Source organism: Streptomyces hundungensis, assembly GCF_003627815.1.
Classification (GTDB): domain Bacteria; phylum Actinomycetota; class Actinomycetes; order Streptomycetales; family Streptomycetaceae; genus Streptomyces; species Streptomyces hundungensis_A.
The window spans coordinates 7,776,741-7,802,604 of record NZ_CP032698.1 but is presented as its reverse complement, the minus strand read 5'-3'; the positions used below and the strand labels follow the sequence as shown (position 1 = coordinate 7,802,604).

Sequence of the window (25,864 nt, the reverse complement as noted above, 5' to 3'; positions counted from 1 at the left end):
CCCTGAACTGGTGGGGGCAGCGTCGATCCGCGCCGTGGCGGCGGCCATGGGGAGGTGGTCGCCCGGCGTGGTCCGGCTGCGGGGAGGTGACCCGTGGTGTCGGCCGACACCACGGCTCCGCACAACCCGCCTGCCGCCGGCACCCCGCGGGCCGGGTCCGTCACGAGGTGTGAGGGACCCGGCCCGCGGGTGTCCCGTGCCGAACACTGGTCGCGTGCGGCGGTGTTGGGCGCACGGACCACTGCGGCGGTCGGCTGGCTTGCGTGAGGAAGACCTTCCCTCCGCGGCCGATACCCCGTCAAGAGTTGGCGCAAAAACATTCAGAAACTTGCAGCAAGTTCTTCACGCGGCTCCGCCACCCTCGCCACCCCCGGCCGCCCCGCGCGTTGCGGGGGCCGCTCAGGCGATTCGGGTGCGCACCGTCGCGGTGTTGTTGGAGGTGGTCCGCTCGGGGGAGGAGGTGGTCACCTCGGTGACGAGCTGGACCGTGCCGCCCCCGTACGACGGGCCGACGCCCGCTATCTGGAGTCGCACGGTCTGGCCCGGCTTGAGCGCGTCGGCGGTCACCACGATGCGGCCGTCGCCACCCAGCGCGGCGTGGGCGGCGCCCTGGCTGATGCGGTGGGCGCGGTGCTGGATGCCGTTGGGCAGGGTGGTGACCGCGCGCACGCCGTGGGCGGTGGACTTGCCGGAGTTGGTGATCACCACCGACCAGAGCTGTTCCTCGTTGTGGTCGAGGTGCGCGGGACCGGACGCGGTGACGGCGACATCGGCCCGGTTCTGGGCGGGCACCTTCGGCGTCCAGGCGTCGCCGTAGTCCTTGTTGTACTTCTTCGTCCAGTTGTCGCTGTAATTGCCGGTGTAGCCGTTGACCCACGCGTCGCCGTAGTCGGGTCCGTACGCGGCGGACGCCGAGCCGGCCACGGCGAGGGACACCCCCGCGACGGCGGTGGTGACGATCGCGGCGGCGGCCACGCGGTGACGCAGGGTGCGAGTCGGCCGGGAGAACATCAAGGGACAACCTCTCGAAGGTCGGAGTCATGGGATGTCGCCGCCCCCAGTGGCGCGGCACGGTCAAGCCTGGTCCACTCCCGCGCCGCCCCCCCCCTTCGCCACACGTCCTCGATGCACGGGCCCTTGGCCCCGCCGCACCGGACCCCCTCATCGACCGAAAGCACGAGCCCGGCGCCGACCGCGTGGTGCTCGCCCGACCCGCCCACCTCACGAAATGCGCCTTGACCAGGGCTGTCTGCCGAGTGATAGTTGCGCGCCGAACCCTTTCGATGCGGTCCGGCCGATTCATCAGTGGTGGGGAAACAATGCAGGCCGAGCACGAAGAGGCCATGTCCGCGTACGCGGAAGCGGAACGAGACCTTCAAGCGGGACGGCTCGCCGACGCCCGGAACTCCGCGCGGAGCGCACGGGCCCGACGCCCGGCTGTCCTTGATCCTCGGCCGGGCCCACATGGCCGAGGACGACGACGACCACGACGACCGCGCGGAGACCGCCTACCGGGAGGGGCTCGACTCCTTCCCGGACGGCCTCGACCTGCTCACCGCCTACGCCGAGCTTTGCCTTGCCAGCGACTATCTCGAACGGCCCAGCCGTCATCGACGCGGCCCCGAACTCGCCCTGCGGGTAAGGGAGTTGGCCCCGGGTTCACAGCAGGCCCTGCGACTGGAGCAGCGCGCGCGGCGCGGCGGGTCGCTGGGCATCAAGGGGCCGAGGCCGCCGTCGCCGCAGCGGACGCAGCTGCACGACGCCCGCCTCGCCCTGGCCGCGGCAAGCGACCCCCGCTCCGCGGCCGTGCGGGCCGGCGCCCAGGCCCTGGCCCGCCCCGGGGACGATCGCCTGGCCGTACTCGCCGAGACCCTCACCGCGCTCACCGGGCCCGGCCGGGCCCCGCTGCGCTGGACGGTGCGGGCGCCCCTGACCACGGCGCTCCTTCGCGCGGCCTGGTGTGCCGTGGTGCTGCTCGCGGTCCCGGCGCTGCACCTTCCCGGCTGGGCGAGGCTCGCCGTCGTCGTCCCCTCCCTCCCCGCGCTTGCGCTGCGGCGCTCCCTCCTGCGGCGCGCCCGAGCCCGAGCCGCCGCCCGCCCTCCGGCGCCCCCCGAGGACATATCCGGCGCCCCCGCCTCCCCCAGCCTGCCGCCCGTCCCGGCTTACCGCCGCCGCGAGTTGGCCGCCGGCGCCGCGATCCTGGTCGGTCTCGTCGCGGCGAGCACGATCTCCGGCATCTGGAGCTACCGGCAGTACTCGGCGTACCCGCACTACACCGTGGCGGCTCCCGAGTACGTGCGGGGATTCGCCCGCCAGCACGGCGGCTCCACCCTGGAACGGTTGGAAGGCGCGATGGACCCGGACGTGCCGGGCGGGAACTGGCACCCCTACGTCTACACCTACGGGACGGATCCCGAGCACCCCGCGATCGCAGTGTGGGGCGCGACCGGCGACTTCCACGACGCGCCCTCCAACGCGGTCCGCGATCTTCAGGAGAGCATCGACGAACCCGGGTTCACCCCGCGTTCGAACTGGAACGCCGACCCCGGCCGCCTCGGCGGAACCATGCCGTGCATGGCCTACGAGGTGCAGGGCATACCCATGCTCAACTGCGTCTGGCTCGACAAGGGCAGCATGGGAACCGTCTGTTTCGGGGACGAGGGCCAGGACCGCGAGGCGACGGCGGCGCTCGCCCGATCGGTCCGGGAGGCCGTGATGCACCGGGGCGCGACCGGCGGCGCCGAGGCGTAGCCGGCCGCTCACGCCGTGAGGAGCCCATCGATCAAGCCGATGCTCGTCCCGTTCTGGATGCGAGAAGAGCGTGATTCGCTACGGGCTCCGGCTCAGCGTGCCGTGAGCGCTGTGGGGCTCACGGGGGCCTGTGGGCGCGTCGCCTGACGGTGTGTCACTTGTAGGGAGAGTACGTAGAGCAGCGCCAGGCTGATGAGCCAGTCGGCCACACCCGAGAACTGGTTGATCGTGAACTTGAAGACCTGGCCCAGGAGCAGGTCCACGAGGAGCGCGGCGCGCAGGGTACGCAGGGCCGCGCCCGGGTCCCGGCGCAGCAGGGCCGTACCGCGCACGGCGAGCACCAGGGAGGCCAGGGAGCTGGCGAGCGCTCCCGCGATGGCCGTCCACTGCGTCTCACCGGCAAGGCCGCCCGTGAGGCCTTCGCAGGTCACGGCGACCAACAGGACCCCCGCCTGAAGTGTCGTTCCGCAGGCGACGACGTGGACGAGACCCCGGGTGCCGGACACCTGCGTCACCAGCCACGCATACGCGCGCCGCGCTGCCGCGTGGTACGGGTCGGGCCGCGGAGCCGGGCGCTCGGGCACCGCTTCGAGCAGGGCGACGAGGGCGGCGTCCACTTCGGTGGCGGGCTCGCCAGTGGCGCGCAGGCGGCGCAGTGCCTCGCTCCGTTCCTGGGGCGTCAGGCCGCACAGGATGCCCTGGAGCGCGGTGTCCGCGGCGGAGGCGGCGCGGGTCGCACCGGACGGCACCGCCCGGTCCGCGCATCCCGTCCGCGTCACCCGCCAGGCGAGTCCGGTCAGCGCGACGAACGTCAGATAGATGATTCCGGGGGCCGGGCGGTAGAAGTAGCCGTCGGTGGCGACGAGCTTGCCCACCTCGTCGATGAACAGGCCGAAGCCGACCCCGCCGGCCACCGCCCCGCGCCGGCGGGAGGCGGTCCCGGTGAACACGAGCATCACCAGGAGCCCGGCCAGCATCAGCAGCCCGCCCCACAGCGTGTGGGAGATGTGCAGGCCGCCCTTGCCCGCGCCGCCCCCGAGCTTGGGGTAGTCGGTGAGCGCCAGGAAGGCGCGGGTCACCAGGACGGTGACGACACCGACGAGGACGAACAGCCGGAGGTGCGCCGCGGCGCTCGCGGTACGCAGGAACCCGTTGGTCAGAGGCGTACGGAACATGCTTCGAGCCTGCCCCTCGAGCCACGCCCGGACCATGGGGCCAGCCCCCGTCCCACCCACGGGCTGACCCCCCGCCCCACCGGTGGGCATCCCACCACCACGGGGAGCGCAGTGGTTCACGCGCGCCGGGGCGTACGCGCCGTGATCCCTGACGGTGTGTCATATTCCCTGTTTGGTCACGTGCGGCAATTCTCCTCGCGGCCCCACTCGGACGCGGGCCACAGTGTGGATGTCCGGCCGAACCAGCGCCGGTCTTCACACCGTTCGACCCCCTCGGGCGCCTGCCCTGGGCGTCGAGAACTGGGAGTTCACATGTCTCCTCGCACCATCACCCGCGTCGCCGCACTCGCCCTGGCCGCCTCCGGCCTCGCCGCGGCAGCTGCCGTCCCCGCCTCGGCCACCGTCCGGCCGACCCCCCGCTCCCCCATCGTCTTCGGAGCGATCCAGTACGACAGCCCCGGGCACGACGACCACTCCCAGAAGAGCCTCAACGCCGAGTGGGTCACCATCTCCAACACGGGCCGCTCCGCGGTGAACCTCAGGGGCTGGACCCTCACCGACCGCGCCCACCAGAGCTACACCTTCCACAACCTGCGCCTGGCCGGCCACCAGTCCGTGCGGGTGCACACCGGCAAGGGCCGTGACACCAACCGCGACGTCTACCAGAACCGCCGCGACTACGCCTGGGACAACCACACGGACACGGCGACCCTGCGCGACAACCACAAGCACGTGATCGCCACCAAGTCGTGGCGCCACCGCTGACCACCCTCAGCCACCGGGTGGCGCCGCCGCCACGGCGCCTGCGGTGAGAAGGCCGGCATCCCCTCGGGGGTGCCGGCCTTCGGCTTGTGGGCCGCCGCCTACCGTGCGCCGCCGACACCTTCGTCGCCGTCGGGACCATCGAGGAACCGGCGCAGCACGGCGACTTCCTCGTGGAGCGCCAAGGCCCGCTCGGCGTGCGCGGGACCGGTCAACTCCTTTGCTGCGTCGGTCCGTTCGGCGATCTCGGCGCGTACGACCTCCACCATGTCCTTCTCGCTCAGCTCACGCCTCGCCACCTCGGTGGCGCCGACACCGACCGGCGACTCCTCGACGGCTTGGCCGCGCAGTGCGGCCGCTCCGACGGCCACCGCTCCGGCGTTGTCCAACGCCGCGAGCGTGGTACGCAGCGCGCGCACCGCCGCCTTGTCGCGGGCGCGCATCGCTTCGGGCAGGGCTTGACGCATACGGGCATCCAGGGACATGCGGGCGACCCTACGGCGACGCTCCCGGCCCCGCAACGCATTACCCGCGACCGGGGCGCCGAACACGTGGCGGCGTCAGGGGTGTTGAGGCGTCGAGCCTCCCGGACGGGGTCGCGCCATCGATAGGGTGCCTCTCATGTCCGACGTACTGCCCGGCCCCGAGCCGTTCATCTCGCAGACCGCGCCTTCGGCACTCGACGATCTCCGTACGCGGCTGCGTGCCACACGCTGGCCCGACGCGCCGGAGGATGCCGGCTGGGCGCTCGGGACCGATCTCGGCTACCTTCGCGACCTCGTCGCCTACTGGGCCGACGGCTTCGACTGGCCCGCACAGGAGGCCGCGCTCGCCCGCCTCCCCCGCTTCCGGGTCCCGGTCGGCGGCCTCGGAATCCACTACGTGCACGCCCGTGCGGTGGGCCCGGCCGGACCCGTACTGCCCCTGGTCCTCACCCACGGCTGGCCCGACTCGTTCTGGCGCTACTCCAAGGTCATTCCGCTGCTCACCGACCCGGCGGCGCACGGCGGGGATCCGGCCGACGCGTTCGACGTGGTCGTACCCGACGTCCCGGGATTCGGGTATTCGCAGCGCCCCACCGGAGCGCCCCTTGACTCCATCGCCGTGGCGGGCCTGTGGGCGGAGCTCATGAGTGTCCTGGGTTACGAGCGGTTCGGTGCGGCGGGCGGCGACATCGGCAGCCATGTGAGTCGCTACCTCGCGCTGGACCACCCCGACCGGGTGGTGGCGGTCCACCGCACCGACGCGGGTATTCCCCTCTTCACCGGCGACCCGGAGGAGCTCGCCCCGGAGGAGCGCGAGTGGCTCGCGGAAGTCGCCGGCTGGGGCGCGGCCGAGGGCGCGTATGCCGCGATGCACCGCACGAAGCCGCAGACCGCCGCGTTCGGGCTCACCGACTCACCGGCCGGACTCGCCGCGTGGATCGTCGAGAAGCTCCGCTCGTGGAGCGACTGCGAGGGCGACATCGAGCGGAGCTTCACCCGGGACGAGATCCTCACCAACATCACCATCTACTGGCTGACGGAGACCATCGGCTCGTCGATGCGCATGTACCGCGCGAACGCCGCGATCCCGCCCGCACAGTTGGCGCGCCGGGTCGATGCGCCGTCCGGGTTCTCCCTCTTCCAGGGCGATGTCGTCCGGCCGCCGCGGGGCTGGCTGCGACGCGTGGCGAACACCACCTATGCGACGGAGCCGGAACGCGGCGGGCACTTCGCGCCGTTCGAGGAGCCCGAGTCGTACGCGGAGGAACTGCGCGCGTTCTTCCGGCCCTACCGCTGAACGAACAACGTCGACGGAGTCACGGGCGTCGCCGGTACGAAGGTGAGGGGATGCCGCACGGTTTCCGGGCCGCGCACCCTCGTGCCGAACACCACCAGCTCGCAGGCGTGCGCCGCACGGCAGTCGATGGTGCGGCCGTCGATCGCGGTGAACGTCGCCGACAGGGTGACGGTCTCGTCCAGCCGTCCGCTGTCACTGGTGGCCGGCGGCCTGGAGCGGGGGCGGCAGCCGAAGGTGTCGGCGGAGCCGGTGGCGCACTCCATGACCAGCGCGTGGAACTGCGGCTCGTACCCCTTGCCCGTCGCCCGCACCGCCTGGCCGTCCACCAGGCCTTCGTCGGGAGTCACGTTCAGCGTGGGCGGAGCCTCCAGGGGCCCGTGCGGGGCGAAGCGGAGCGGGACCGTGGTCAGCAGCGCCCCGTTGTTGTCGGTGAGGGCCAGGGTGCACGGGTTGCCCGAAGGTGCCTTGCGGCAGTCGAACGGCCCTGCTGTGGTGGCGAGTTGGGCGTACAGCTTCTTCGGCGAGAGCTGGTACGTGCCGTCCGGGTACACCCGGAACTGGCGGCCCGTGTCGTCGTCACAGGTGGTCACGGACGCCGAAGGCCCGCACTCCTTCACCCAGACGTAGTCCCTGGGCGGGCCGCCCGCGATGGTGAACGTGACGATGTCGCCGTCCCGAAGACCCGTCGTGCGGTTCACCTTCAACTCGGGGGCGGCGGCGCCGGTCGCAGCGGCCGCCATCGGTGCCGTCGCTGATGTCGGGGCCGGGGCCATGAGCTGCCAGGGGTTCCATCCGCCGCCGGGAAGCGACTGGTAGATCTCCCACATGCGGTCGCGGTTCCACTCACGGACCGTCAAGTGCAGGCGCCCGTCAGCGAGTTGGTTTACGGTGCTGGGCTGACTCAGACCCACGTCCGGGCCGGGGACCTGGCCCATGGTCAGGACCGGGCCCCAGCCGGATTCCGCGTTCTGCTGGTGGCGCACCTCCATCGTGCTGCCGGTCCTCGACCCGGAGGCGAAGGCGTCGATGCTGCCGTCCCGCTCTTTGAACAGCACGACTCCGCCGTGGTACGGGGTCGGGGCGAGCCCGAACGCGTCCGGCCGGCTCCAGCCCGCGCTTCCGTTCTCGACGGAGTGGCAGAAGGTCCCGTAGGTGGAGAAGAGCAGTTCCAGGTTCCCGGCGGAGTTCTCCATCGCGGTCACGTAGTAGCTCTTGGGGCCCACGGTCGCCGCGCTCACGCGCCGCCAAGCCCCGTACGCACCGCCCGGCGCGTCCTGTTCGCGGTGCCAGACGAAGGGCAGGGCTCCGGTCGCCGTGGCGTCGTAGAACAATTGGAACTGGGCGATCCGGCCGTCGGCACGGTCCACGGAGACCAGGCTGTCGGAGACCGGCCTGCTGGCCAGGCCCTGGGCACTCGAGTCCGTGGCACATACCGCGGTCGTGGTCGCGGTTGCGGCGGGCTGCGTGGTGGAGGACGCCGTCGCCGTCGTGGTCCCGGTCGTGGGCGCGGTTGGGGCGGACGCGGCTTGCGCCACCGCCGTGATCGCGGTTGCGGCGGGCGCGGCCTGCGCCGCCGTGGTCGCTCCCGTCACTCCGGCACAGGCGAGGGCCACGGCGACCAGGCCCCGCCCGATCGCGCCGCTGCCCCTTTTGTCCGGCGTCCCTTTTCGTCGTAGCCGCATCGGCTTCCACCCCTCTCGGTAACCCCACCCAGCAGGGGAGCATCCTCTCGGCGCGCGAACCTTCACGACCAGCTCGCATCCGGCCAGCGTGACCCACGAGAACAAGCCGCGAGGCGGTGAGGCCCGGCCAGGGATTGGCCGACAGGGGCGCCGCCCGGCCGGGCGGTGTCCACCCAGGGGTCGCCGTTCAGCGGCTCACTGCCGGGCCGGGTCGGGCGGCGCGGCGTAGAGCTGGGCGCGGACCCGCTCGAACAGGGCCGTGACCTCTTGTTCCGTCAGCCCGATGGTGACGGCCTCCCGCATCCAGTCGGCGAGCTGGTCCCGCAGCGGCGAGTCCGGTTCGTTCTCCGGGGCGGCGAGGGTGCGGGTGATGAACGTCCCCGCGCCCTGGCGCACCTCGACGAGGCCGGACCGCTCCAGTTCCCGGTACGCCTTGAGCGTGGTGTTGGGGTTGACCTTCGTATCGGCGGCGACCTGGGCCGCCGTGGGCAGCCGGTCCCCCTCGCCCAGCGCCCCCATGCGCAGGGCCCGTTCCACCTGGTGGACGATCTGGAGGTACGCGGGCACTCCGCTGCGTCGTTCTATGCGGAACACGACCATCGCACCCGCCTCCTTCCTCTCGTCTGCACAGTCACCGTTCTCATTCTCGTGTCAGCCGCCCCATGGCGGCCGCACACACGCGTGCCGACCCCACGGCGGCCGCACACATGGCCGTGATCCACACGGGGGCGATCCACATGGCCGCGATCCACATGGAGGCGATGGCTCCATGATCGCGGCCACACATGGGCGGTCGCTACAGGGCCTGGCGCCGGGCGCGCCACACGACCAGTGCCACCAGAAGCACGCTCGCGCTCAGCAGGAGTCCGGCCGCCGTCCACTGGAGCGTGGCCATCTGGTCGTAACCGAAGTAGTCCCACACCGAGTTGACGATTCCCAGTTTGGCGCGGCAGGCGTCGGCGTTGCTGTCGTTCACACAGGTTCCCCAGCCATAGACCTTGCCGGAGGCGGTGCCGACCCACTGGTCGACCTGGACCGCGTTGGTGAGTTCCGGCGGCGGCTCGGAGCCCAGCGGGAAGGCGATCCGTCGGGGCGTGGCGAGCCGGGGCTTGAGGTAGTCGGCCACGAGGAGCGCGACCGCCGAGGTGAAGAAGGTGAGGACCATGGCGGTCACCGCGCGCCGCACCAGCACACCGATGGCGATGCCGAGGGAGGTGGTGAACAGGGCGAGCGCGGTCAGCACCGGCAGGCTGCCGACGAAGACCGTCCCGTCCAGCCAGTTGCTGGACACCACGTGCTGGACGGGCCGCCACCACCAGCCGAACAGTGCGCCCAGGATCCCGGTGGTCGCCGCGACGAGGCCCAGCGCGAGGCCGAGCTTCCACAGAATCCAGTGCGACCGTGGCACCGACTGGGTCGCGACGAGACGGGCGGTGCCGTGTTCCAGGTCGGAGGAGATCAGTGGGGCGCCGATGAAGACGCCGAACAACAGGGGCAGATATCCAAGGTAGTTGGCGACCTGGTTGAAGGAGTTGTCGAGGCGTTGGACCAGGGCGCCGTCCAGGCCGTCGACGTGCTTGGCGGGCCAGCCGGCGCCGTGCAGGGCGTCCAGCGTGGTGCCGCGCTCGTGGATGATCCAGGCCGCGCCGACGACGGTCATGGCGGCGCAGGCGATGAGGGGGGCCCGATGCTGACGCATCATCAGCCAGGCCAGCCCGCGCAGCCGCCTGCGACCGGCGAACGAGGCATCCTGCTGGGCCGGGGTGCGGGTGAGGGTGCTCATGCCGCGTGCTCCTCTCGGTGGCCGGGGACGGCGGTCGGGGAGAGCAGCGCGGGCGCCTCGGGGTGGCGCAGATAGGCGAGCAGCACCTCCTCCAGGCTGGGTTCGGCGAGTTCCCAAGTGGGGTCGAAGGGGCCCTCGTGGCGGACGAGGGCGGTGAACTGCCGACCGGCGGTGCGCACGTCGACCACCGTGTGTGCGCCGAGCGCGTCGGGCAGGCGGCCTTCCACGGTGACACCGGTCACCAGGGTGTGCAGCGGCACCAGTTCGTCGGTGTCACCGGCCATGCGGACTCGCCCTTCGGCCATCACCAGCAGGAAGTCACACATGTGCTCCAGCTCGGAGAGCAGGTGGGACGACATCAGGACGGTGGTGCCGCGTTCGGCCACCTCCGACATGAGCAGGGAGCCGATCTCGTCCCGGGCGAGCGGATCGAGGTCGGACATCGGCTCGTCCAGGAGCAGCAGGTCGGGGCGCTTGCCGAAGGCGAGCGCGAACGCGACCCGGGTGCGCTGGCCGCCCGAGAGGCTGCCGATCCTGGCGCTCGGCGGCAGGTTCCCCTCGCGCACGATCCGCTCGGCCGCCTCCTGGTCCCAGCCGGGGTTGAGTTCCCGGCCCATGCGCAGGCACTCCGCCACGGTGAACCGCTTGAACAGCGGCTCGTCCTGGCCGAGGTAGGCGTACCGGGGCATGGCGGCCGGGTCGCCGACCGGGCGGCCGAAGATCCTCAGCTCGCCGTGCGTCGGCTGGACCAGCCGGGCGGCCATCCCCAACAGGGTGCTCTTTCCCGCCCCGTTGGGGCCCACCAGGCCGCAGACCCGGCCGGCCGGAATCCGGAAGGACTCCTCCCGCAGCGCCCACCCCCGGCGGTACTTCTTCCCGAGGCCGTTCGCCTCCAGGGCCCAGCGGTCGTCATCCCCACCAGAAGTGGCCGTGCCGCTCATGCTCCCCCTCTCGACCGATTCCATTAGTCAACTAGTGGAATCATGGTCTTCCTGGCGCGAGCCTGTCAATCTCCATCGGCGGCGGCCGCATCTCTTGGCATGGCCTGGTCACACCTGCGAAGCTTCCCCCCGGCTCGTCGCCCCCACCCAGGACGACGGGCGCGAGTCTCACCTCAGCGCTTGTGCAAGTGCCGCACACAGTCCACGGCCGTCCTCGGCGCACCCAAGCCGTCCGGGCGGTCACCGAGCAGGCCGAAATCCCGGCCGCCTCAAAGGAGTTCCGCGTGAGATCCACCCCCCACAAGTCCCTCACGGCGGCCGCCTGTGCCGTCGCCGCGCTGGCTGCCGTCTCCCTTCCCGCCACCTCGGCTTCGGCCCGGCCGGCCACCGCCACCGCCTGCACCCCGGGCCAGGTGGTCGCCAACGGCGGCTTCGAGAGCGGCACTTCGCCCTGGACGCAGTCGTCGACGAGCGTCATCACCAGTCGCGCCGGAGAGTCCGCCCACGGCGGCACCACCTTCGCCTGGCTCAACGGTGTGGGCAGCACCCATACCGACACGCTCTCCCAGAGCGTCACCATCCCCTCGGGGTGCAGCACCGCGACGCTGACGTACTGGCTGCACATCGACACGGCCGAGACGACCTCGTCGACCGCGTACGACAAGCTGACGGCGAAGATCGGCACCACGACGCTGGCGACGTACTCCAATCTGGACAAGAACTCCGGCTACATACAGAAGTCGGTCGATGTGTCCGGCTTCGCCGGCCAGACCGTGAACCTGGTGTTCACCGGTACCGAGGACTCCAGCCTCCAGACGAGCTTCGTGCTCGACGACATCGCGCTCAACACCTCCGGCGGCACCACCCCGCCCGGCGACTCCACGCGCACCCCGGCCGCGCCCGCGTACACCGTCAACCTGAGCAGCAACGCGAGCGGCACCGGCTGGACGGGGCACGAGAGCGCGACCTTCACCAACGCCTCCGCCACCGCGCTCAACGAGGTCTATCTAAGGCTGTGGGACAACTACCACGGCACCTGCTCGGCCATGCCGATCAAGGTCAGCAACGTCACCGGGGGCACGGCGGGCGACCTCACGGTCGGCTGCACCGCCCTCAAGATCGCGCTGGCGACGCCGCTGTCCCAGGGCCAGAGCGCGACCATCGGCTTCGACCTGGGCATCACCGTGCCCAGCGGCGCCGACCGCTTCGGCTACGACGGGGCGTTCAACAACATCGGCAACGCCCTGCCCGTCCTGGCCGTCCGCGACGCGGCGGGCTGGCATCTGGACCCGTACACAAACAACGGTGAGTCCTTCTACTCGCTGGCCGCCGACTTCAAGGTGACCCTCGACCACCCGACCGGCCTCCTGGTCCCGGCCACCGGCACCTCGGTCGACACCCCCGGGTCCAGCGGTCGCACGATCACCACGGCGACCGCCTCCAAGGTGCGCGACTTCGCCTGGGCCGCGGGCCCCTTCAGCAAGATCTCCGGCACCTCGTCCGCCGGCCCGGCCATCAACATCTACTCGGTCTCGGGCATCAGCTCCTCCGACGCCCAGTCGATGCTGGCCACCGCCAAGTCCGCCGTGGACACCCACGCCGCCCGCTTCGGGGCCTACCCGTACGGCGAGCTGGACGCGGTGATCGACAACAACTACTGGTTCGGCGGCATGGAATACCCGGGCTTCGTGCTCGACCTGGTCTCCACCACGGCGCTCACCCACGAGATCGGCCACCAGTGGTGGTACGGGATCGTCGGCGACGACGAGTACAACAGCCCCTGGCTGGACGAGGCGTTCACCGACTACGCCACCGACCTCGCCCAGAACAAGACCGGCACCGGCTGCTGGAACAGCGTCTCGTGGACCTCGACCAGCGAGAAGATCACCAACTCGATGGCGTACTGGGACGCCCACTCCTCCCGGTACTCGACCGTGATCTACGGCTACGGCAAGTGCGCGCTGCACGACCTGCGGCGGGTGCTCGGTGACTCCGTGATGGCCAAGGTGCTGAAGGACTACGCCACTTCGCACTGGTACGGCGTCTCGACCACGGCCGAGTTCAAGGCGGCGGCCCAGGCGGCCACCACCACCGACCTGACCTCGTTCTGGACCCAGCACCGCATCGAGGGCTGACGCCCGGCACATCGCACGGTTCGCCGCGGACGTGAGTGGTTTCCCCACACATGGTCCGCGGCGAACCCATGTGGGGGCCGGGAACATGGGACGGAGATTACGTGAAACATTTTTCGCCTGATTGTTTGCGCGAATGCCACGTCATACGCTGAGGGAATGGGTGCCGTACCTGAACCACACGCGGGCTGGACATTCCTCACCAACCATGCCCGCGTGCTTGCCGCGATCGCCGACGACCCTTCGACCCGTATTCGCGACATCGCCGCGCATTGCAGACTCACCGAGCGTGCCGTCCAGCGGATCATCGCCGATCTGGAAGAGGCCGGATACCTCTCCCACACCCGGCAGGGACGCTCCAACACGTACCGCATCGAACCGGGCACTCCGCTGCGCCACCCGGCCGAAGCCGGGCTGACCGTGGCCACCCTGCTCGCGGCGCTCGCCCAGCACGACGAGCAGCGCGGAAAACAGCCGTTCTGACCGTCCGGCCCTGTCCGCCCGCGTCCGGGACAGAGCCGGTGGGCCCAGGTCACTCTCCGTGCCGATCCCGATCTTCTGCGCCGCCTGGTCTGCCGATCGCGCCGGGCGGGGAGAAGATGGTGAAGGCGTTGAGCCAGGAGTGAGGGCACCGACCGGCTGACGAAGGGCCGACGATGAACGCATCCGACGTATTCGGGGAGCGGCTGGGCCGCATGCGCGTCGCCGCGTCCGAACCGGGCGGGCTGCTCGACGTCCTCGGAGTGGCCGCCATAGTCCTTGACGAGGCCGGGCGGATCGCCCTGTGGAGCCCGCAGGCCCACGAACTGTTCGGCTGGGACGCCCAGGAAGCCCTGGGCCACTCCGCGGCGAAACTCCTGGTCGCCGAGGAGCACCGCCCGCTGGTCCTCGATCTCTTCGCCCGGGTGATGGGCGGCGGCGGAACCTGGGCGGGCGTCTTCCCCATCCGCCACAAGGACGGCAGCACCCGGATGGTGGAGTTCCGCAACATGCGGCTCCAGGACGAGCACGGCGCGCTGTACGCGCTGGGGATCGCCACGGACGAGCCGACCGTGCGGGCCGTGGAACGCGACCTGGCCCTGTCGGTGCGTCTGGTGTCGCAGTCCCCGATCGGCCTCGCCGTGCTCGACACCGAACTGCGCTACGTCCTGGTCAACCCCACCCTCGCCCGGATCAACGGCGTCACTCCCGCCGAACACATCGGGCGTACGGTCCACGAGGCGCTGCCGTTCCTGGACTCCGAGCACATCGAGGCGACGATGCGCCGGGTCCTGGAGACCGGTGTGCCGCTCCTCGACCAGACGGCCATCGGGCGGACTCCGGGCGATGCCACCGAGCACGCATGGAACGTGTCCTACTACCGCCTGGAGGACCCGGCCGGGCGGGTGCTCGGTGTCGCGACCTCGATCGTGGACGTCAGCGAGCAGTTCCACGCCGCCAACGAAGCCGCCGAGGCGCGCAGACGCCTCGATCTCATCGCCCGGGCGTCGGTGCGCATCGGCACCACGCTCGACCTCAACCGCACCGCCCACGAGTTGGCGGACCTCGTCGTGACCGACCTCGCCGACATCGCGGCGGTCGACCTCCTCGACTCCGTCCTGGACGGCCGGGTCCCCGTCGACGACCCCTCGTCGGGCCCGGTGGCCATCCGGGCGCTGGCCGTCGCGGCCGCGTACCCCACCGACGCCCTGCGGGCCGCCGACACGCCGGGCAACATCGCCAAGTACAACGCGGAGCGACTGGTCACCCGCTGTGTCACCACCGCCCGGCCGGTCCTGGTCAGCCATGTCGACCCCGGTGATCTGGTGAACATCGCCCGCGACGACGAGGCCGCCGAACTGCTGGCGCGTGCCGGGCTGCACTCCTATCTGGCGGTTCCGCTGATCGCGCGCGGCGAAGTCCTGGGCGCGCTCGACCTCAAACGCGCCCGGAACCCGCAGCCCTTCACCCACGACGACGCCGTCCTGGCGCTCGAACTCGCCACCAGGGCCGCCGTCTGCATCGACAACGCCCGCTGGTTCCAGCAACAGCGGCACGCGGCCCTCGCCCTGCAACAGCACCTTCTGCCGCGCCAGCCGCCCCAGCCCACCGGTCTCGACGTCGCCTACCGCTACCAGCCCGCCGCCGCCATCGGCGAGGCCGGCGGCGACTGGTTCGACGCCATCCCGGTGGCCGGTGACAAGACGGCGCTCGTCGTGGGCGATGTGATGGGCCACGGCATCAACGCGGCTGCCACGATGGGCCAGTTGCGCACCGCGACGCGGACGCTCGCGGGCCTCGACCTGGACCCCGCCGACGTCCTGCGCCACCTCGACCGCATCACCGCCGAACTCGACGAGACCACGGCCACCTGCGTCTACGCCGTGTACGACCCGCACCGAACGACCTGCCGGATCGCGCTCGCGGGCCATCTGCCGCCCATCTGGGACCGCCCGGGCCGCGCCCCCCAGTTCCTGCAACTGCCCACCGGAGCTCCGCTCGGCGTGGGCGGCGTTCCCTTCCGGGCCACCACCGTCGACTGCGCTCCCGGTGACCGGCTCGTGCTGTACACCGACGGTCTCGTGGAGACCCGGGACCAGCCGATCGACGACCGGTTGCGTGCCCTGCTCGACGCCCTGACGCATCACCGGCTCCCCCTGGAGGCGACCTGCGACCGGCTCCTGGCCGCGTTGCCGCCGCCTCAGGGCCACGACGACATCGCCCTGCTGATCGCCCAGGTCACGCCCTCCCGTCGCCCTTCCTGACGGCGCCGGACGCGCCTTCGTACGCCGGGTGGCCGATCGGCCTGTTCGCGCCGGAACACCCCCCGTTCGCCGCACGGCTGGGTGTACGAGGGCGGCGCACGGGGCACCCGGTAGCTCTATGACCACCTATGTCGTAACGATCCCCGGGACCCTCCTCGCGGAGCGCACCGAGGCAAGCACCGAGACCCTCCAACGCGCCCTGCGCCCGGCCGATCCACGCGGGACGCGGCTAGGCGAGGAGGAGCACCTGGAGATGCTCACCTTCTACAGCGGGTCCTCGGCCTTCAGCATCCGCCTAGAGGTGGAGGCCGACGACACCGAGAGCGCCGAACGGCAGGCGCGCGAGACGGTGGGGGCCGCCCTGCGCACGGCCGGCTACTCGCAGGACGAGGCGCCGCTGGGAGACGCGGTCATCACCGGAATCACGGAGTAGCGCGGTAACGGACCACGAGCCGACGCCCGGGCACCCCCGGTTCCCCCCAACTCCGTTCGTGGAGGGGGGAGTTGGGGAAGTCCGGGCGTCGTCGCGGTCGCTATCGGCTCACCGTTCGCGGGGTCACGGTTCGCGGGGTCACGGTTCGCGGGGTCACGGTTCGCGGGGTCACGGTTCGTGGGGTCAGCAGGGGTCCGGGGCCGGTGGCCGGTAGTGGCGGCCGGTGCCGCGCGGCCCGCAGCCCGCGGCCCCTACCGGACGGGTTTCCGCACCGTCCGAAGGAACGCGGGCAGGCGCCGTTTCGACGACGGGGTGGGAGGGTCCGTGGCGTCCTCCGTCCTCGCCGCCGTTTCTGCGGGCTTGCCCTTGCCGGCCTCGGTGGGTTCGTCGGGGCGGCGGTGCCACCAGTGCTCGCGCCGGGGGTGCAGGGCGCGACCGAGCCTGCGGCCCAGCAGCAGGTAACCGGCGAAGGCGCCCGTCGAGTTGAGGATGACGTCGTCGATGTCGAAGGCGCGCCCGGTGACCAGGAGGCCCTGGGCCCCCTCGACCATCAGCATCACGAACGCCGTCATGAGCACCACGCGCACCAGCCCGCGCGTCCTGGGGAACAGGACGGGAAGCAGCACCCCGAACGGCATGCCGAGCACCACGTTGCCGCCCACCTGCTTGACGGCGTCCCGCCAGTTGGGCTGGGCCAGGTAGGCGCGGATCGAGTCGCCCGGGTGCAGGTTGGTGTGGGTCAGCCGGACGGACATGGGCGAGGGGACCAGGGTGGCCCTGGCCAGCACCACCGCGAAGGCCACCATGCAGACGAATCCGGCGATCAGTACGGCGACTCGCGCCGCGACCGCTGACCAAGTACGGCGTTGAAGCCGTGGTTCTGATGCCATGTCACCCCGGATACCCCCTGGGCATCCGCGCACGCCCGACGAGTTCGGCCATCACCGCGCGGCGCACCCCGAAGAACGGCGGCCCGCAGATCTATTGACGCGCCCATACGGGAGTCCTACGGTTTCCCCGTTCACAAGCAGACTCATTGTTCAACATACGGAACAACGTGCGAACGAGCCCCCGCGCGCCCGACCACTCCCCCGGTCTCCCTCTCCCCTCTCCCCCTCCTCCCGCCCCCCACGAAGAGGTCCCTCATGCGCATACGCCCCCTGCTCATCCCGCTCGCCACCGCTGCGGCCGCTGTCGGCGGTCTCGCCTTCGCCTCGCCGGCCCCCGCATCTCCCTCAACTGCCCCTGCTTTCACGGGCGTTGTCGCCGAGTCCGGCAACGGACTCGATGCGGCAGGGCCCGCCGCCGCGAAAGCCGCGGTCGCCCCCGGAGGCACCTTCGACCTGTCGGTGTGGGAGCTCCAGGAGCCGGTGGGCTCCCCCGGCTCGCCGACCACGATCCCCTCCTCCCGGCTTCAGGGAGCCAACGGCTTCCAGGACGCGTACTTCTACACGGACAGCCGTGACGGAGCGATGACGTTCTGGGCGCCGGAAAAGGGCGTCACCACGCCAAACTCCCACTACGCCCGCTCCGAACTGCGCGAGATGAACCGCGACGGGAGCCCCGCGAACTGGTCGCTCAGCGGTACCCACCAGCTGAACGCGACCCTGCGCGTGGTGTCGGTGACGTCCAACGTCTGTGTCGGGCAGATCCACCTGGGCACGGGCGGTTCGTCCACCAAGCCGCTGCTCGAGCTGTACTACCGCGCCAACGGAGACATCGTCCTCGGCACGGAGGACTCCCCTTCGGGCGGCCAGACGTCGCACACGGTGGGCCATGTTCCGGTCGGCAAGACATGGAGCTACACGATCGGTGTTTCGGGAGGCCACACCATCGACCTCACGGTCAACGGCAGCACCACGCACTACCCGATCCCGTCCTCCTTCAACAGCTACCGCCAGTACTTCAAGGCGGGCTCGTACAACCAGTCGTCCTCCAGCAGCATGACGAAGGGGGCCCGCGTCGCCTTCTACAAGCTCACCGTCGCGCACGGGTGAGTGCACGACCGTCCACCCATACGGCCCATGGGCGGACGGCCCATGGGTTGTCCACCCATGTGAATGCGGCGACGGATGTGTGGCTCGGTGGGAAGGTCATCGCCCGCGGCCCCGTGCCGCGGGCCGCTCCCGGGCGCAGGAAGCTGCCCGGGGGCGGCCCGGCCCGGCGGGGTCCGGTCGCGTCCCGGCCACCCCAATGGACGATGCGACTGGCATAGGGGTTCATGGCCTGGGCACCCTTCCACTCAGGGGCTCCGGCCACCGCACCACTCACCATCAGCACCGCGCCCGCAAGGGGCGGACACATCGACGTTGGGACGGACTCACCATGGGCATCATCGCCTGGATCCTGATCGGTCTGCTCGCGGGCGCCATCGCCAAGGCACTCATGCCCGGCAAGGACCCGGGCGGCTGCTTCATCACCATGATCATCGGCATCGTCGGCGGGCTGCTCGGCGGATGGCTCGGGAAGGTCATCTTCCACGTCCACTCCATCAACGGTTTCTTCCACCTGTCGACCTGGATCGCCGCCATCATCGGCTCGGTCATCGTGCTCATCATCTACCGCCTGCTCATCGGCAACCGCAGCCGTCACTGAGGACGCCTCCACCCGAGGGGCAGCAGAACGACCCCGCGCGGCCCGGGCTCACCCACGCGACAAGGCTCAGCGTGTGGGTCAGCTGCCCGGGCCGCAGCCATGAGGTCCTGCGAGGGCACCCTCCCGCGCCCCCTCGATGACATCACCCACCCCTGAGCACCCCGGCAAGTCGGCCGAACTCCCCGCGCCCTGCCCCCTGTTGACGCACAATCTACGGAGCCGGAAGATCGAAGACTCCGGTGCCGGCAATGAGTGCGCCCAACACCCCGGGCAGGGAAGGGAATTGATGAGGCCGTCGAACACGCCCCGCACCGCGATACGAGGCCCCCGCCGCAGCATCCTGTTTGCAGCCGCGCTCGCCGCAGCCGCGGCGCTGCTCACTCCGGCCACGGCCCACGCGGCTCCCGCGTGCGAGGCGAACGCGCTGGGCGAGCCCGTCCAGGTGGCGCGCGTGCCCGACTGGGCCGAGTCGATCGTCGTCGACCAGCGGGGCCGCATGTTCGCCACCGCCTACTTCTCCGGCCGCGTCTATCGCATCGACGCCCCCGGCAGCACGCCTGTGGCGCTCACCGGGAACGTCGGGGCCAACGGCGGCATCGTCGTCCGGCCGGACGGGCAGCTCCTGGTGGGCACGGGGAACGACCTCGGTCACTCGCTCACCGGTGACCTCCTTCCGGTCTCGAAGCTCCTCCTGGTGGACCCGGACTCCGGCCGGGTCAGCACCTACGCGTCGGGCCTCGGCGGCATCGACGGTGTGGCCCTCGCCCCCGACGGCACCGTCTACACCACCACTGTGGGCGGCCGCCACATCGGCCGGGTGACGCCCGACGGCCGGGTCGATCCCGCCTGGGCCCAGCTCCCCATGCCGAACGGCATCGCCGTCTCCCCCGACGGCGGCCAGGTCTACGTCATCCAGACCACCCCCGCGCCCACGCTCTACCGCATCCCGGCCGACGACCCGGCGCACCCCGGACGCTGGATCTCCACCAGCCTTCCCGACACCCTGGCCCTCCCCGACGGGCTCACCCTGGACAGCCAGGGGCGGCCGTTGATCGCCACCCACGCCGCCGGCCAGATCTGGCGGGCCGAAGCCGGAGCCCTGTGCTCCGTACAGTCGGGCCTGTACCTCTCCACGCAGATCACCTACGGACACGGCGACCGCGGATTCTCGGCCGGCAAGCTCTACCGGTCCGGCGTCGACGGAAAGATCTACGAGATTCCGGCCGGAGCCGACCCCGCCGGGCACTAGCCACGTCCCTCCCTGGACAATCTCCGCACGGCCACAGCGAGTTCCAGGACGACGTGAGCGAGGCGACCACCCGTGGAAGACGTACCCATGACCGATGCCGAAGCAGAGATCGATCAGCTGATGCGCGCCTTCCTCGGGGCGTTCACCAATACGGACGGCGCCCGACCGGACCTGGACGTCGTCCGCGGGGTGTTCATCCCCCAGGGGATGATCATCAACAACTCAGGGACCGAACCCGTCGTCTACGGCCTCGACGCCTTCATCGCGCCCCGGGAGAAGATCCTCACCGACGGCACGCTCACGGAGTTCTCCGAGTGGGAGGTCCACGCGCGGACCGAGGTCCACGGCTCGATCGCCCATCGGCTCAGTGAGTACGCCAAGTCGGGCATCCGCGACGGCCTACGGTTCGAGGGTGTCGGCCGCAAGAGCACCCAGTTCATCCGCACCCCCGCGGGCTGGCGGATGAGCGCGATGACCTGGGACGACGAGTAGGGGGCCCTCCCGGGAGGGCCGGTCACATGCGCGCGTCCTCGACGGCCGGAACGGCAGGGACGGACGCCCTGTTGGACGCCCGGTTGGACGCCTGGTTCTCGACGGATGGGGCATGGGTGGCGCTGGACGAGTGACGCGGCGCGGACGCCTGGACCGGCCCGCAGAACGCGGGCTCAAGGGCGTCCATCAGACCTTGGGTGACGGCGCCGTTGTTGGAGGCGTTGGCGAAGACGACCACCGTACGGTGCCCGTCCTGCGTGGCGAACGCCTGCGACTGGTAGCCCTGGACGATCCCGCCGTGCCCCAGCACCACGCCGCAGGACAGGGCGATCTGCCGTAGCCCGAGTCCGTAGGCGATCCGGGGCACGCCCGTGGGCAGGGACCGGGTCATCTGCCGCAGCGAGTCGTCGGAGATCAGCCCTCCGGCGCTCCCCGCGAGCAGCGCGGTCAGGAACCGGTCGAGGTCACGGGCCGAGGAGACGATGCCTCCCGCGCTCCAGATCCAGGACCCGGTCTGCTCGGTCGCGTCGAGCAGCGGCTCGCGCGGGTTGTCGTGGGTCAGATACCCGCTGGCGTGCGGCCCCACGATCCGCTTCTCGGGCACGGTGAAGGACGTCCGGCGCAGCCCCAACGGTGCCAGGATCTGCTCGCGCAACAGCTCGGCGTAGGGCCGGCCCGAGAGGTGCTCGGCAACCAGGCCCATCAGCACGAAGCCGGTGTTCGTATAGGCGTAGGCGCTTCCGGGTGGGAATTGCAGCCCGTGTTTCACCGAGAGGGACACCAGGGCGCGGGGGTCGTAGACGGTGTCGCGGATCCGCGCCTCGAACGCGGCCGTGGTCTCCTCGCCGCTCTGTTCCAGCAGGTCGTTGACGTGGTCATAGACCCCGGCGCGATGTTCGAGGACCTGTCGGGCGGTGATCGGCCAGCTCGCCGGAATCGTCCCGGACGGCAGATAGTCGCGGAGCGGCTTGTCGAGGTCGAGGCGGCCCTGTTCGGCGAGGCGCAGCGCCAGGACCGAGGTGAACATCTTGGTGTTGCTGCCGACCCTGAAGCGAGCGTCGGCCCACATGGGTGTGCCGTCGAGGTCGGCCTCGCCGACGGCGAGCGACCCGTTGCGCTCCGGGTGGAGGTGATCCCGGATCACCGCGAACGCGCCGGGCGCCCCCGCGTCCATGACACGGATCAGCGCGGCGCGCACCTCGGGGAGGCTGGGGGCGGGGTCGCTCCGGGCGTCGTCGCCGGACGGGCGGAAGGCGTTCACCGCATGACCCGTCGTTCCCATGTCTCCCGTACTTTCCGGGTTTCCCGCCACCGCGCCGGCCGCGTTCCCGGCCACGAGGACCAGGGCGGTCGCGAGCGTGGCCGCCGAACGCGCGAGCTTCGTTCTCATCACGAGCGACGTCCTTCTGTGCTTACTCGATGTCCCACTGGAGCAAGGAGGTTGGCCGAGCAGTCGGCCGGGGGCGGCCGTGCGGCCGAGATCGTACAGCCGCGCCGGGCTCCTCCTCCGGCAAGGCGGGGCGCGCGGCGTTTCGGCGGGGGCGGTTGCGGCCGGGCTCCGTACGCGCCCCGGGCATGTCGGTGGGATTCGAGGGCAGAAGCACCGTACAGACGACGGTTCAACAAGGGGAGGCTGCTGCCATGTCGGTGATTGGGCGTTTTCCCGCAGGCGGCCCGCGCGGTTCGTGGCCGGCCGAGGAGCTCGCGGCTCAGCTCAGGAGGCGGGGTCGGCAGGCCACGGTGGTCATGGACCTCGAAAGCGACGCGTTCCTGGTGATCGAGCGGCGCCACGAGGAAGCGGCGTACAGCCGAGCGGCGTGACTCGGGCAGGTGGGGCAGCCCGCTTGCTCCTGCCCGGCATGGTGACCTTTCCCAACTGGGCGTCCCAGCACGTCACTTGAGAAAGCACGTCACTGAAGCACTTTTCTGAAGCACGTCACTGGAGCGAGCGGCCCGCCTCACGCGCCGACATACTTCGCGAGGTGTTCACCCGTCAAGGTGGAGCGGGCCGCGGCCAGTTGGGCGGGAGTGCCCTCGAAGACGACCGTGCCGCCGTCGTGGCCGGCGCCCGGGCCGAGGTCGATGATCCAGTCCGCGTGGGCCATGACCGCCTGATGGTGCTCCACCACGATGACGGACTTGCCGGAGTCCACCAACCGGTCGAGCAGGCCCAGGAGTTGCTCGACGTCGGCGAGGTGCAGCCCGGCCGTCGGCTCGTCGAGGACGTACACCCCGCCCTTCTCCCCCATGTGTGTGGCGAGCTTGAGTCGCTGGCGCTCGCCACCGGAGAGGGTGGTGAGGGGCTGGCCGAGGCTGAGGTAGCCGAGGCCCACATCGGTGAGCCGGGTGAGGATGCGGTGCGCGGCCGGGGTCGCCCCCTCGCCCGTGCCGAAGAATTCCGTCGCCTCGGCCACCGACAGGGCCAGCACCTCGCTGATGTCGCGGCCCGCGAAGTGGTAGTCGAGGACCGAGGCCTCGAACCGCTTGCCGTCGCACTCCTCGCAGGTGGTGGCGACCCCGGCCATCATCGCCAGGTCGGTGTAGATGACGCCCGCGCCGTTGCACGTGGGGCAGGCGCCCTCGGAGTTGGGGCTGAACAGTGCCGGCTTCACCCCGTTGGCCTTGGCGAACGCCTTGCGGATCGGGTCGAGCAGCCCGGTGTACGTGGCCGGGTTGCTGCGGCGTGAGCCGCGGATCGGGCTCTGGTCGACCGATACGACACCCTCGCCGGCCGGGATGGATCCGTGCACGAGGGAACTCTTGCCGGCCCCGGCGACACCGGTGACGACGGTGAGGACGCCGAGCGGGATGTCGACGTCGACGTTCCGCAGGTTGTGGGCCGAGGCGCCACGGATCTCCAGGGTGCCGTTGGGCCGACGCACCTCGTTTTTGACCGCGGCCCGGTCGTCGAAGTGGCGGCCGGTGATGGTGCCGCTGGTGCGCAGCCCCTCGACGGTGCCCTCGAAACAGACGGTGCCGCCTCCCGTGCCCGCGCCGGGGCCGAGGTCGACGACATGGTCGGCGATCACGATCGTCTCCGGCTTGTGCTCCACGACGAGCACCGTGTTGCCCTTGTCGCGCAGCCGTAGCAGCAGGTCGTTCATGCGCTGGATGTCGTGGGGGTGCAGCCCGATGGTGGGCTCGTCGAAGACATAGGTGACGTCGGTGAGCGAGGAGCCGAGGTGACGGATCATCTTGACCCGCTGGGCCTCGCCGCCCGACAGCGTCCCCGAAGGCCGGTCGAGGGAGAGATAGCCGAGGCCGATCTCCACGAACGAGTCGAGCGTTTCGAGGAGCGTCGCGAGCAGCGGCGCCACCGAGGGCTCCTTCAGGGCGCGGACCCATTCGGCGAGGTCCCTGATCTCCATCGCGCACAGGTCCGCGATGTTCTTCCGCTTGATCTTCGAAGAGCGTGCGCCCTCGTTGAGCCGGGTGCCGTCGCAGTCGGGGCAGGTGGTGAAGGTGACCGCCCGTTCCACGAAGGCCCGGATGTGCGGCTGCATCGAGTCGGTGTCCTTGGACAGCATCGACTTCTGGACGCGCGGGATCAGTCCCTCGTACGTCATGTTGATGCCCGCGATCTTCATCCGGGTCGGCTCGCGGTGGAGCAGGTCCTGGAGCTCCTTCTTCGTGAACTTGGCGATCGGCTTGTCCGGGTCGAAGAAGCCGGACTCGATGTAGAGACGGGAGTTCCAGCCGCCGCCGGTGTAGCCGGGGATCATGAAAGCGCCCTCGTTGAGCGACTTGCCGGCGTCGTAGAGCTGCGTCAGATCGATGTCGGTGACCGAGCCGCGGCCCTCGCAGCGCGGACACATGCCACCGGTGATGCTGAAGCTGCGCCTCTCCTTCACCTCCTGGCCGCCGCGCCGCACGGTGACCGCGCCGGCGCCGCTGATGGAGGCGACGTTGAAGGAGAACGCCTTGGGCGAGCCGATGTGCGGCTTGCCGAGCCGGCTGAAGAGGATGCGCAGCATGGCGTTGACGTCGGTGGCGGTGCCGACGGTGGAGCGCGGGTCGCCGCCCATCCGCTGCTGGTCGACGGTGATCACGGTGGTGAGGCCGTCGAGCACGTCGACCTCGGGGCGCGCGAGCGTCGGCATGAAGCCCTGCACGAAGGCGCTGTACGTCTCGTTGATGAGCCGTTGCGACTCCGCGGCGACCGTGTTGAACACCAGCGAGCTCTTGCCCGAACCGGAGACGCCCGTGAACACCGTCAGACGGCGCTTCGGGATCTCGATGCTGACGTCCTTGAGGTTGTTCACGCGTGCCCCGTGCACGCGGATCATGTCGTGGCTGTCAGCGGCGTGGGGCGCGGGCGTCCGCGTGTCCGTCCTCTTGGCCATGCTGATCGCGTTCTCCATCGGTAGGGCGGGGGCACGTCGGTGGCCTCCGCCGGTGTCGCCCGGCTCGGCGCGGTTGTGCGTCGTGCGTCGGTTGGGTCGGCTGTGCGCGGTACGTACGGTTCTACTTCGTCGGGGCGGCCGCGGCAACGGTTGCCGCCCGCTCGCCGGGGGCGGCCGGCGGGGCGGGCCGCCCGTCCGGCCGGCGCGCGGCCCATGGCCCTGGATCAGCCCCGCCGGATCGGCCCCGGGGCAGTGCTGAATCAGCCCTGGATCAGTCCGAGGACGTTGCCGTCGGGGTCGGTGAACGTGGCCACCAGTCGGCCGCCGCCGACGTCGCGCGTCGGCTCCTTGACCTTGGCGCCCGCCGCGATCACCTCGGCGAGCTTCGCCTCGATGTCGGGCACGTGCCAGTGGGCGACCGGCGAGGCCATCCCCTGTTCGGCGCCGTTCGGCACGAGGCCGATCTGCTGGCCCTCGGCCTCGTAACCGACGTAGTACGGCTCGTCGGTGGTGGGCGCGACGCCGAGCAGCGCGGTGTACACCGCCTTCGCGGCGGCCAGGTCGGACACCGGGTGCAGCACGGTCTTGATTCCCTGGGTGGAAGAGGCGTTGGTCATGGTCGCTCCTGAAGTCGTGGGTCGCATCGAGCCGGTCCGGCCGGTCATCACCTCGGTCTCGGGGTGGTCTCCCGAGGCCGGGTTCCGGACCGGAAGCCCGAGGTGTTGATCACGCTAGCTCCGCCCTGTCGGCCGCGCTTCTCCGTTCCTGATCGGTTGCATCGAAGGGCCGATCACCGCGTGCCGGGCCGCTCGCGGTGCCCTCGCGCACGGCCGGGGGGGCTCGGCGGGGCGGGCGCACGGCCGGGCGGGGGCACGGCGGGGCGGGGGGGCGCGGCGGGGCGGGCGGGGCTTGGCGGGCGGGGCTTGGCGGGGCGCGCGCACGGCGGAGGGCCGGGCGCGCGGCGAAGCCCCCGGCCGGAGACGGTCGGGGGCTTCTGAAG

Annotated in this window: 23 protein-coding genes; 12 read left to right on the top strand and 11 right to left on the bottom strand. The window is 71.0% G+C overall.

Annotation, left to right across the window (positions count from 1 at the left end):
- Window positions 1-399: 399 nt before the first annotated feature.
- Window positions 400-1,011 (bottom strand): DUF11 domain-containing protein, encoded by a 612-nt coding sequence (locus tag DWB77_RS34650; protein ID WP_120726389.1) that lies wholly within the window; start codon window positions 1,009-1,011, stop codon window positions 400-402.
- A 453-nt stretch (window positions 1,012-1,464) separates the two neighbouring features.
- On the opposite strand from DWB77_RS34650, the gene DWB77_RS38070 reads away from it, so the two are divergent.
- Window positions 1,465-2,751 carry a hypothetical protein gene (locus DWB77_RS38070; protein WP_162952672.1) on the top strand — a complete coding sequence of 429 codons (1,287 nt, stop codon included), beginning with the start codon at window positions 1,465-1,467 and terminating at the stop codon, window positions 2,749-2,751.
- Window positions 2,752-2,843: 92 nt separating this feature from the next.
- Here DWB77_RS38070 and DWB77_RS34640 read toward each other — a convergent pair whose 3' ends face one another.
- The gene (locus DWB77_RS34640) at window positions 2,844-3,926 is read right to left on the bottom strand and encodes a hypothetical protein (RefSeq protein WP_120726387.1); all 1,083 of its coding nucleotides are present in this window, start codon (window positions 3,924-3,926) and stop codon (window positions 2,844-2,846) included.
- 312 nt (window positions 3,927-4,238) lie between these two features.
- On the opposite strand from DWB77_RS34640, the gene DWB77_RS34635 reads away from it, so the two are divergent.
- Window positions 4,239-4,691, top strand: coding sequence for a lamin tail domain-containing protein (locus tag DWB77_RS34635; RefSeq protein WP_120726385.1), 453 nt, complete (start codon window positions 4,239-4,241; stop codon window positions 4,689-4,691).
- Window positions 4,692-4,789: 98 nt separating this feature from the next.
- Here DWB77_RS34635 and DWB77_RS34630 read toward each other — a convergent pair whose 3' ends face one another.
- The gene (locus DWB77_RS34630) at window positions 4,790-5,173 is read right to left on the bottom strand and encodes a hypothetical protein (protein ID WP_246033737.1); all 384 of its coding nucleotides are present in this window, start codon (window positions 5,171-5,173) and stop codon (window positions 4,790-4,792) included.
- Between the two features lie 136 nt (window positions 5,174-5,309).
- On the opposite strand from DWB77_RS34630, the gene DWB77_RS34625 reads away from it, so the two are divergent.
- Window positions 5,310-6,470: an epoxide hydrolase family protein gene (locus tag DWB77_RS34625; RefSeq protein ID WP_120726383.1), complete on the top strand. Its 1,161-nt coding sequence runs from the start codon at window positions 5,310-5,312 to the stop codon at window positions 6,468-6,470.
- Here the strand turns inward: DWB77_RS34625 and DWB77_RS34620 are convergent.
- The 4 genes from DWB77_RS34620 to DWB77_RS34605 form a co-directional block, all read right to left on the bottom strand.
- A complete protein-coding gene (locus DWB77_RS34620) occupies window positions 6,461-8,152 on the bottom strand; it encodes a neocarzinostatin apoprotein domain-containing protein (protein ID WP_162952671.1) in 1,692 nt (563 codons plus the stop codon). The two genes, DWB77_RS34625 and DWB77_RS34620, sit on opposite strands and share 10 nt — an antisense overlap.
- A 195-nt stretch (window positions 8,153-8,347) precedes the next feature.
- Window positions 8,348-8,752, bottom strand: a complete 405-nt coding sequence (locus tag DWB77_RS34615) for a GntR family transcriptional regulator (protein ID WP_120726378.1) — start codon at window positions 8,750-8,752, stop codon at window positions 8,348-8,350.
- 196 nt (window positions 8,753-8,948) lie between these two features.
- Window positions 8,949-9,935: an ABC transporter permease gene (locus DWB77_RS34610; protein ID WP_120726376.1), complete on the bottom strand. Its 987-nt coding sequence runs from the start codon at window positions 9,933-9,935 to the stop codon at window positions 8,949-8,951.
- Entirely contained in the window at window positions 9,932-10,876 is a 945-nt protein-coding gene (locus DWB77_RS34605; RefSeq protein WP_120728582.1) for an ABC transporter ATP-binding protein, read from the bottom strand. Before DWB77_RS34605 ends, DWB77_RS34610 begins: the two co-directional genes overlap by 4 nt.
- A gap of 284 nt (window positions 10,877-11,160) precedes the next feature.
- Here DWB77_RS34605 and DWB77_RS34600 point away from each other — a divergent pair, with 284 nt between their 5' ends.
- From DWB77_RS34600 to DWB77_RS34585, 4 genes are all read left to right on the top strand, one after another.
- On the top strand, window positions 11,161-13,011 hold the full coding sequence (locus DWB77_RS34600; RefSeq protein ID WP_120726374.1) for a M1 family aminopeptidase: 1,851 nt from the start codon (window positions 11,161-11,163) through the stop codon (window positions 13,009-13,011).
- A gap of 156 nt (window positions 13,012-13,167) precedes the next feature.
- Window positions 13,168-13,491: a helix-turn-helix transcriptional regulator gene (locus DWB77_RS34595; protein ID WP_120726373.1), complete on the top strand. Its 324-nt coding sequence runs from the start codon at window positions 13,168-13,170 to the stop codon at window positions 13,489-13,491.
- Window positions 13,492-13,664: 173 nt separating this feature from the next.
- Complete coding sequence (locus tag DWB77_RS34590) at window positions 13,665-15,752, top strand: SpoIIE family protein phosphatase (protein WP_120726371.1); 2,088 nt, start codon at window positions 13,665-13,667, stop codon at window positions 15,750-15,752.
- A gap of 118 nt (window positions 15,753-15,870) precedes the next feature.
- Window positions 15,871-16,185 (top strand): hypothetical protein, encoded by a 315-nt coding sequence (locus DWB77_RS34585; RefSeq protein ID WP_120726369.1) that lies wholly within the window; start codon window positions 15,871-15,873, stop codon window positions 16,183-16,185.
- Between the two features lie 251 nt (window positions 16,186-16,436).
- On the opposite strand, the gene DWB77_RS34580 is transcribed toward DWB77_RS34585, so the two are convergent.
- On the bottom strand, window positions 16,437-17,075 hold the full coding sequence (locus DWB77_RS34580; protein WP_120726367.1) for a VanZ family protein: 639 nt from the start codon (window positions 17,073-17,075) through the stop codon (window positions 16,437-16,439).
- Window positions 17,076-17,330: 255 nt separating this feature from the next.
- Here DWB77_RS34580 and DWB77_RS34575 point away from each other — a divergent pair, with 255 nt between their 5' ends.
- The 4 genes from DWB77_RS34575 to DWB77_RS34560 all read left to right on the top strand — a co-directional run bounded on the left by DWB77_RS34575 (window position 17,331) and on the right by DWB77_RS34560 (window position 20,521).
- A complete protein-coding gene (locus DWB77_RS34575) occupies window positions 17,331-18,182 on the top strand; it encodes a polysaccharide lyase family 7 protein (protein ID WP_120726365.1) in 852 nt (283 codons plus the stop codon).
- 328 nt (window positions 18,183-18,510) lie between these two features.
- Window positions 18,511-18,780, top strand: a complete 270-nt coding sequence (locus DWB77_RS34570) for a GlsB/YeaQ/YmgE family stress response membrane protein (RefSeq protein WP_120726363.1) — start codon at window positions 18,511-18,513, stop codon at window positions 18,778-18,780.
- Window positions 18,781-19,066: 286 nt separating this feature from the next.
- On the top strand, window positions 19,067-20,029 hold the full coding sequence (locus DWB77_RS34565) for an SMP-30/gluconolactonase/LRE family protein (RefSeq protein ID WP_162952670.1): 963 nt from the start codon (window positions 19,067-19,069) through the stop codon (window positions 20,027-20,029).
- Between the two features lie 87 nt (window positions 20,030-20,116).
- A complete protein-coding gene (locus DWB77_RS34560; RefSeq protein ID WP_120726359.1) occupies window positions 20,117-20,521 on the top strand; it encodes a DUF4440 domain-containing protein in 405 nt (134 codons plus the stop codon).
- A 22-nt stretch (window positions 20,522-20,543) separates the two neighbouring features.
- Here the strand turns inward: DWB77_RS34560 and DWB77_RS34555 are convergent, their stop codons facing one another.
- The gene (locus DWB77_RS34555; RefSeq protein WP_120726352.1) at window positions 20,544-21,911 is read right to left on the bottom strand and encodes a serine hydrolase domain-containing protein; all 1,368 of its coding nucleotides are present in this window, start codon (window positions 21,909-21,911) and stop codon (window positions 20,544-20,546) included.
- 251 nt (window positions 21,912-22,162) lie between these two features.
- Here DWB77_RS34555 and DWB77_RS34550 point away from each other — a divergent pair, with 251 nt between their 5' ends.
- The gene (locus tag DWB77_RS34550; RefSeq protein ID WP_120726350.1) at window positions 22,163-22,342 is read left to right on the top strand and encodes a hypothetical protein; all 180 of its coding nucleotides are present in this window, start codon (window positions 22,163-22,165) and stop codon (window positions 22,340-22,342) included.
- A 137-nt stretch (window positions 22,343-22,479) separates the two neighbouring features.
- On the opposite strand, the gene DWB77_RS34545 is transcribed toward DWB77_RS34550, so the two are convergent.
- Together DWB77_RS34545 and DWB77_RS34540 are read right to left on the bottom strand one after the other, a co-directional pair.
- Window positions 22,480-24,864, bottom strand: a complete 2,385-nt coding sequence (locus DWB77_RS34545; RefSeq protein WP_120728580.1) for an ATP-binding cassette domain-containing protein — start codon at window positions 24,862-24,864, stop codon at window positions 22,480-22,482.
- Window positions 24,865-25,124: 260 nt separating this feature from the next.
- On the bottom strand, window positions 25,125-25,481 hold the full coding sequence (locus DWB77_RS34540) for a VOC family protein (protein ID WP_120726349.1): 357 nt from the start codon (window positions 25,479-25,481) through the stop codon (window positions 25,125-25,127).
- Between the last annotated feature and the right edge of the window lie 383 nt (window positions 25,482-25,864).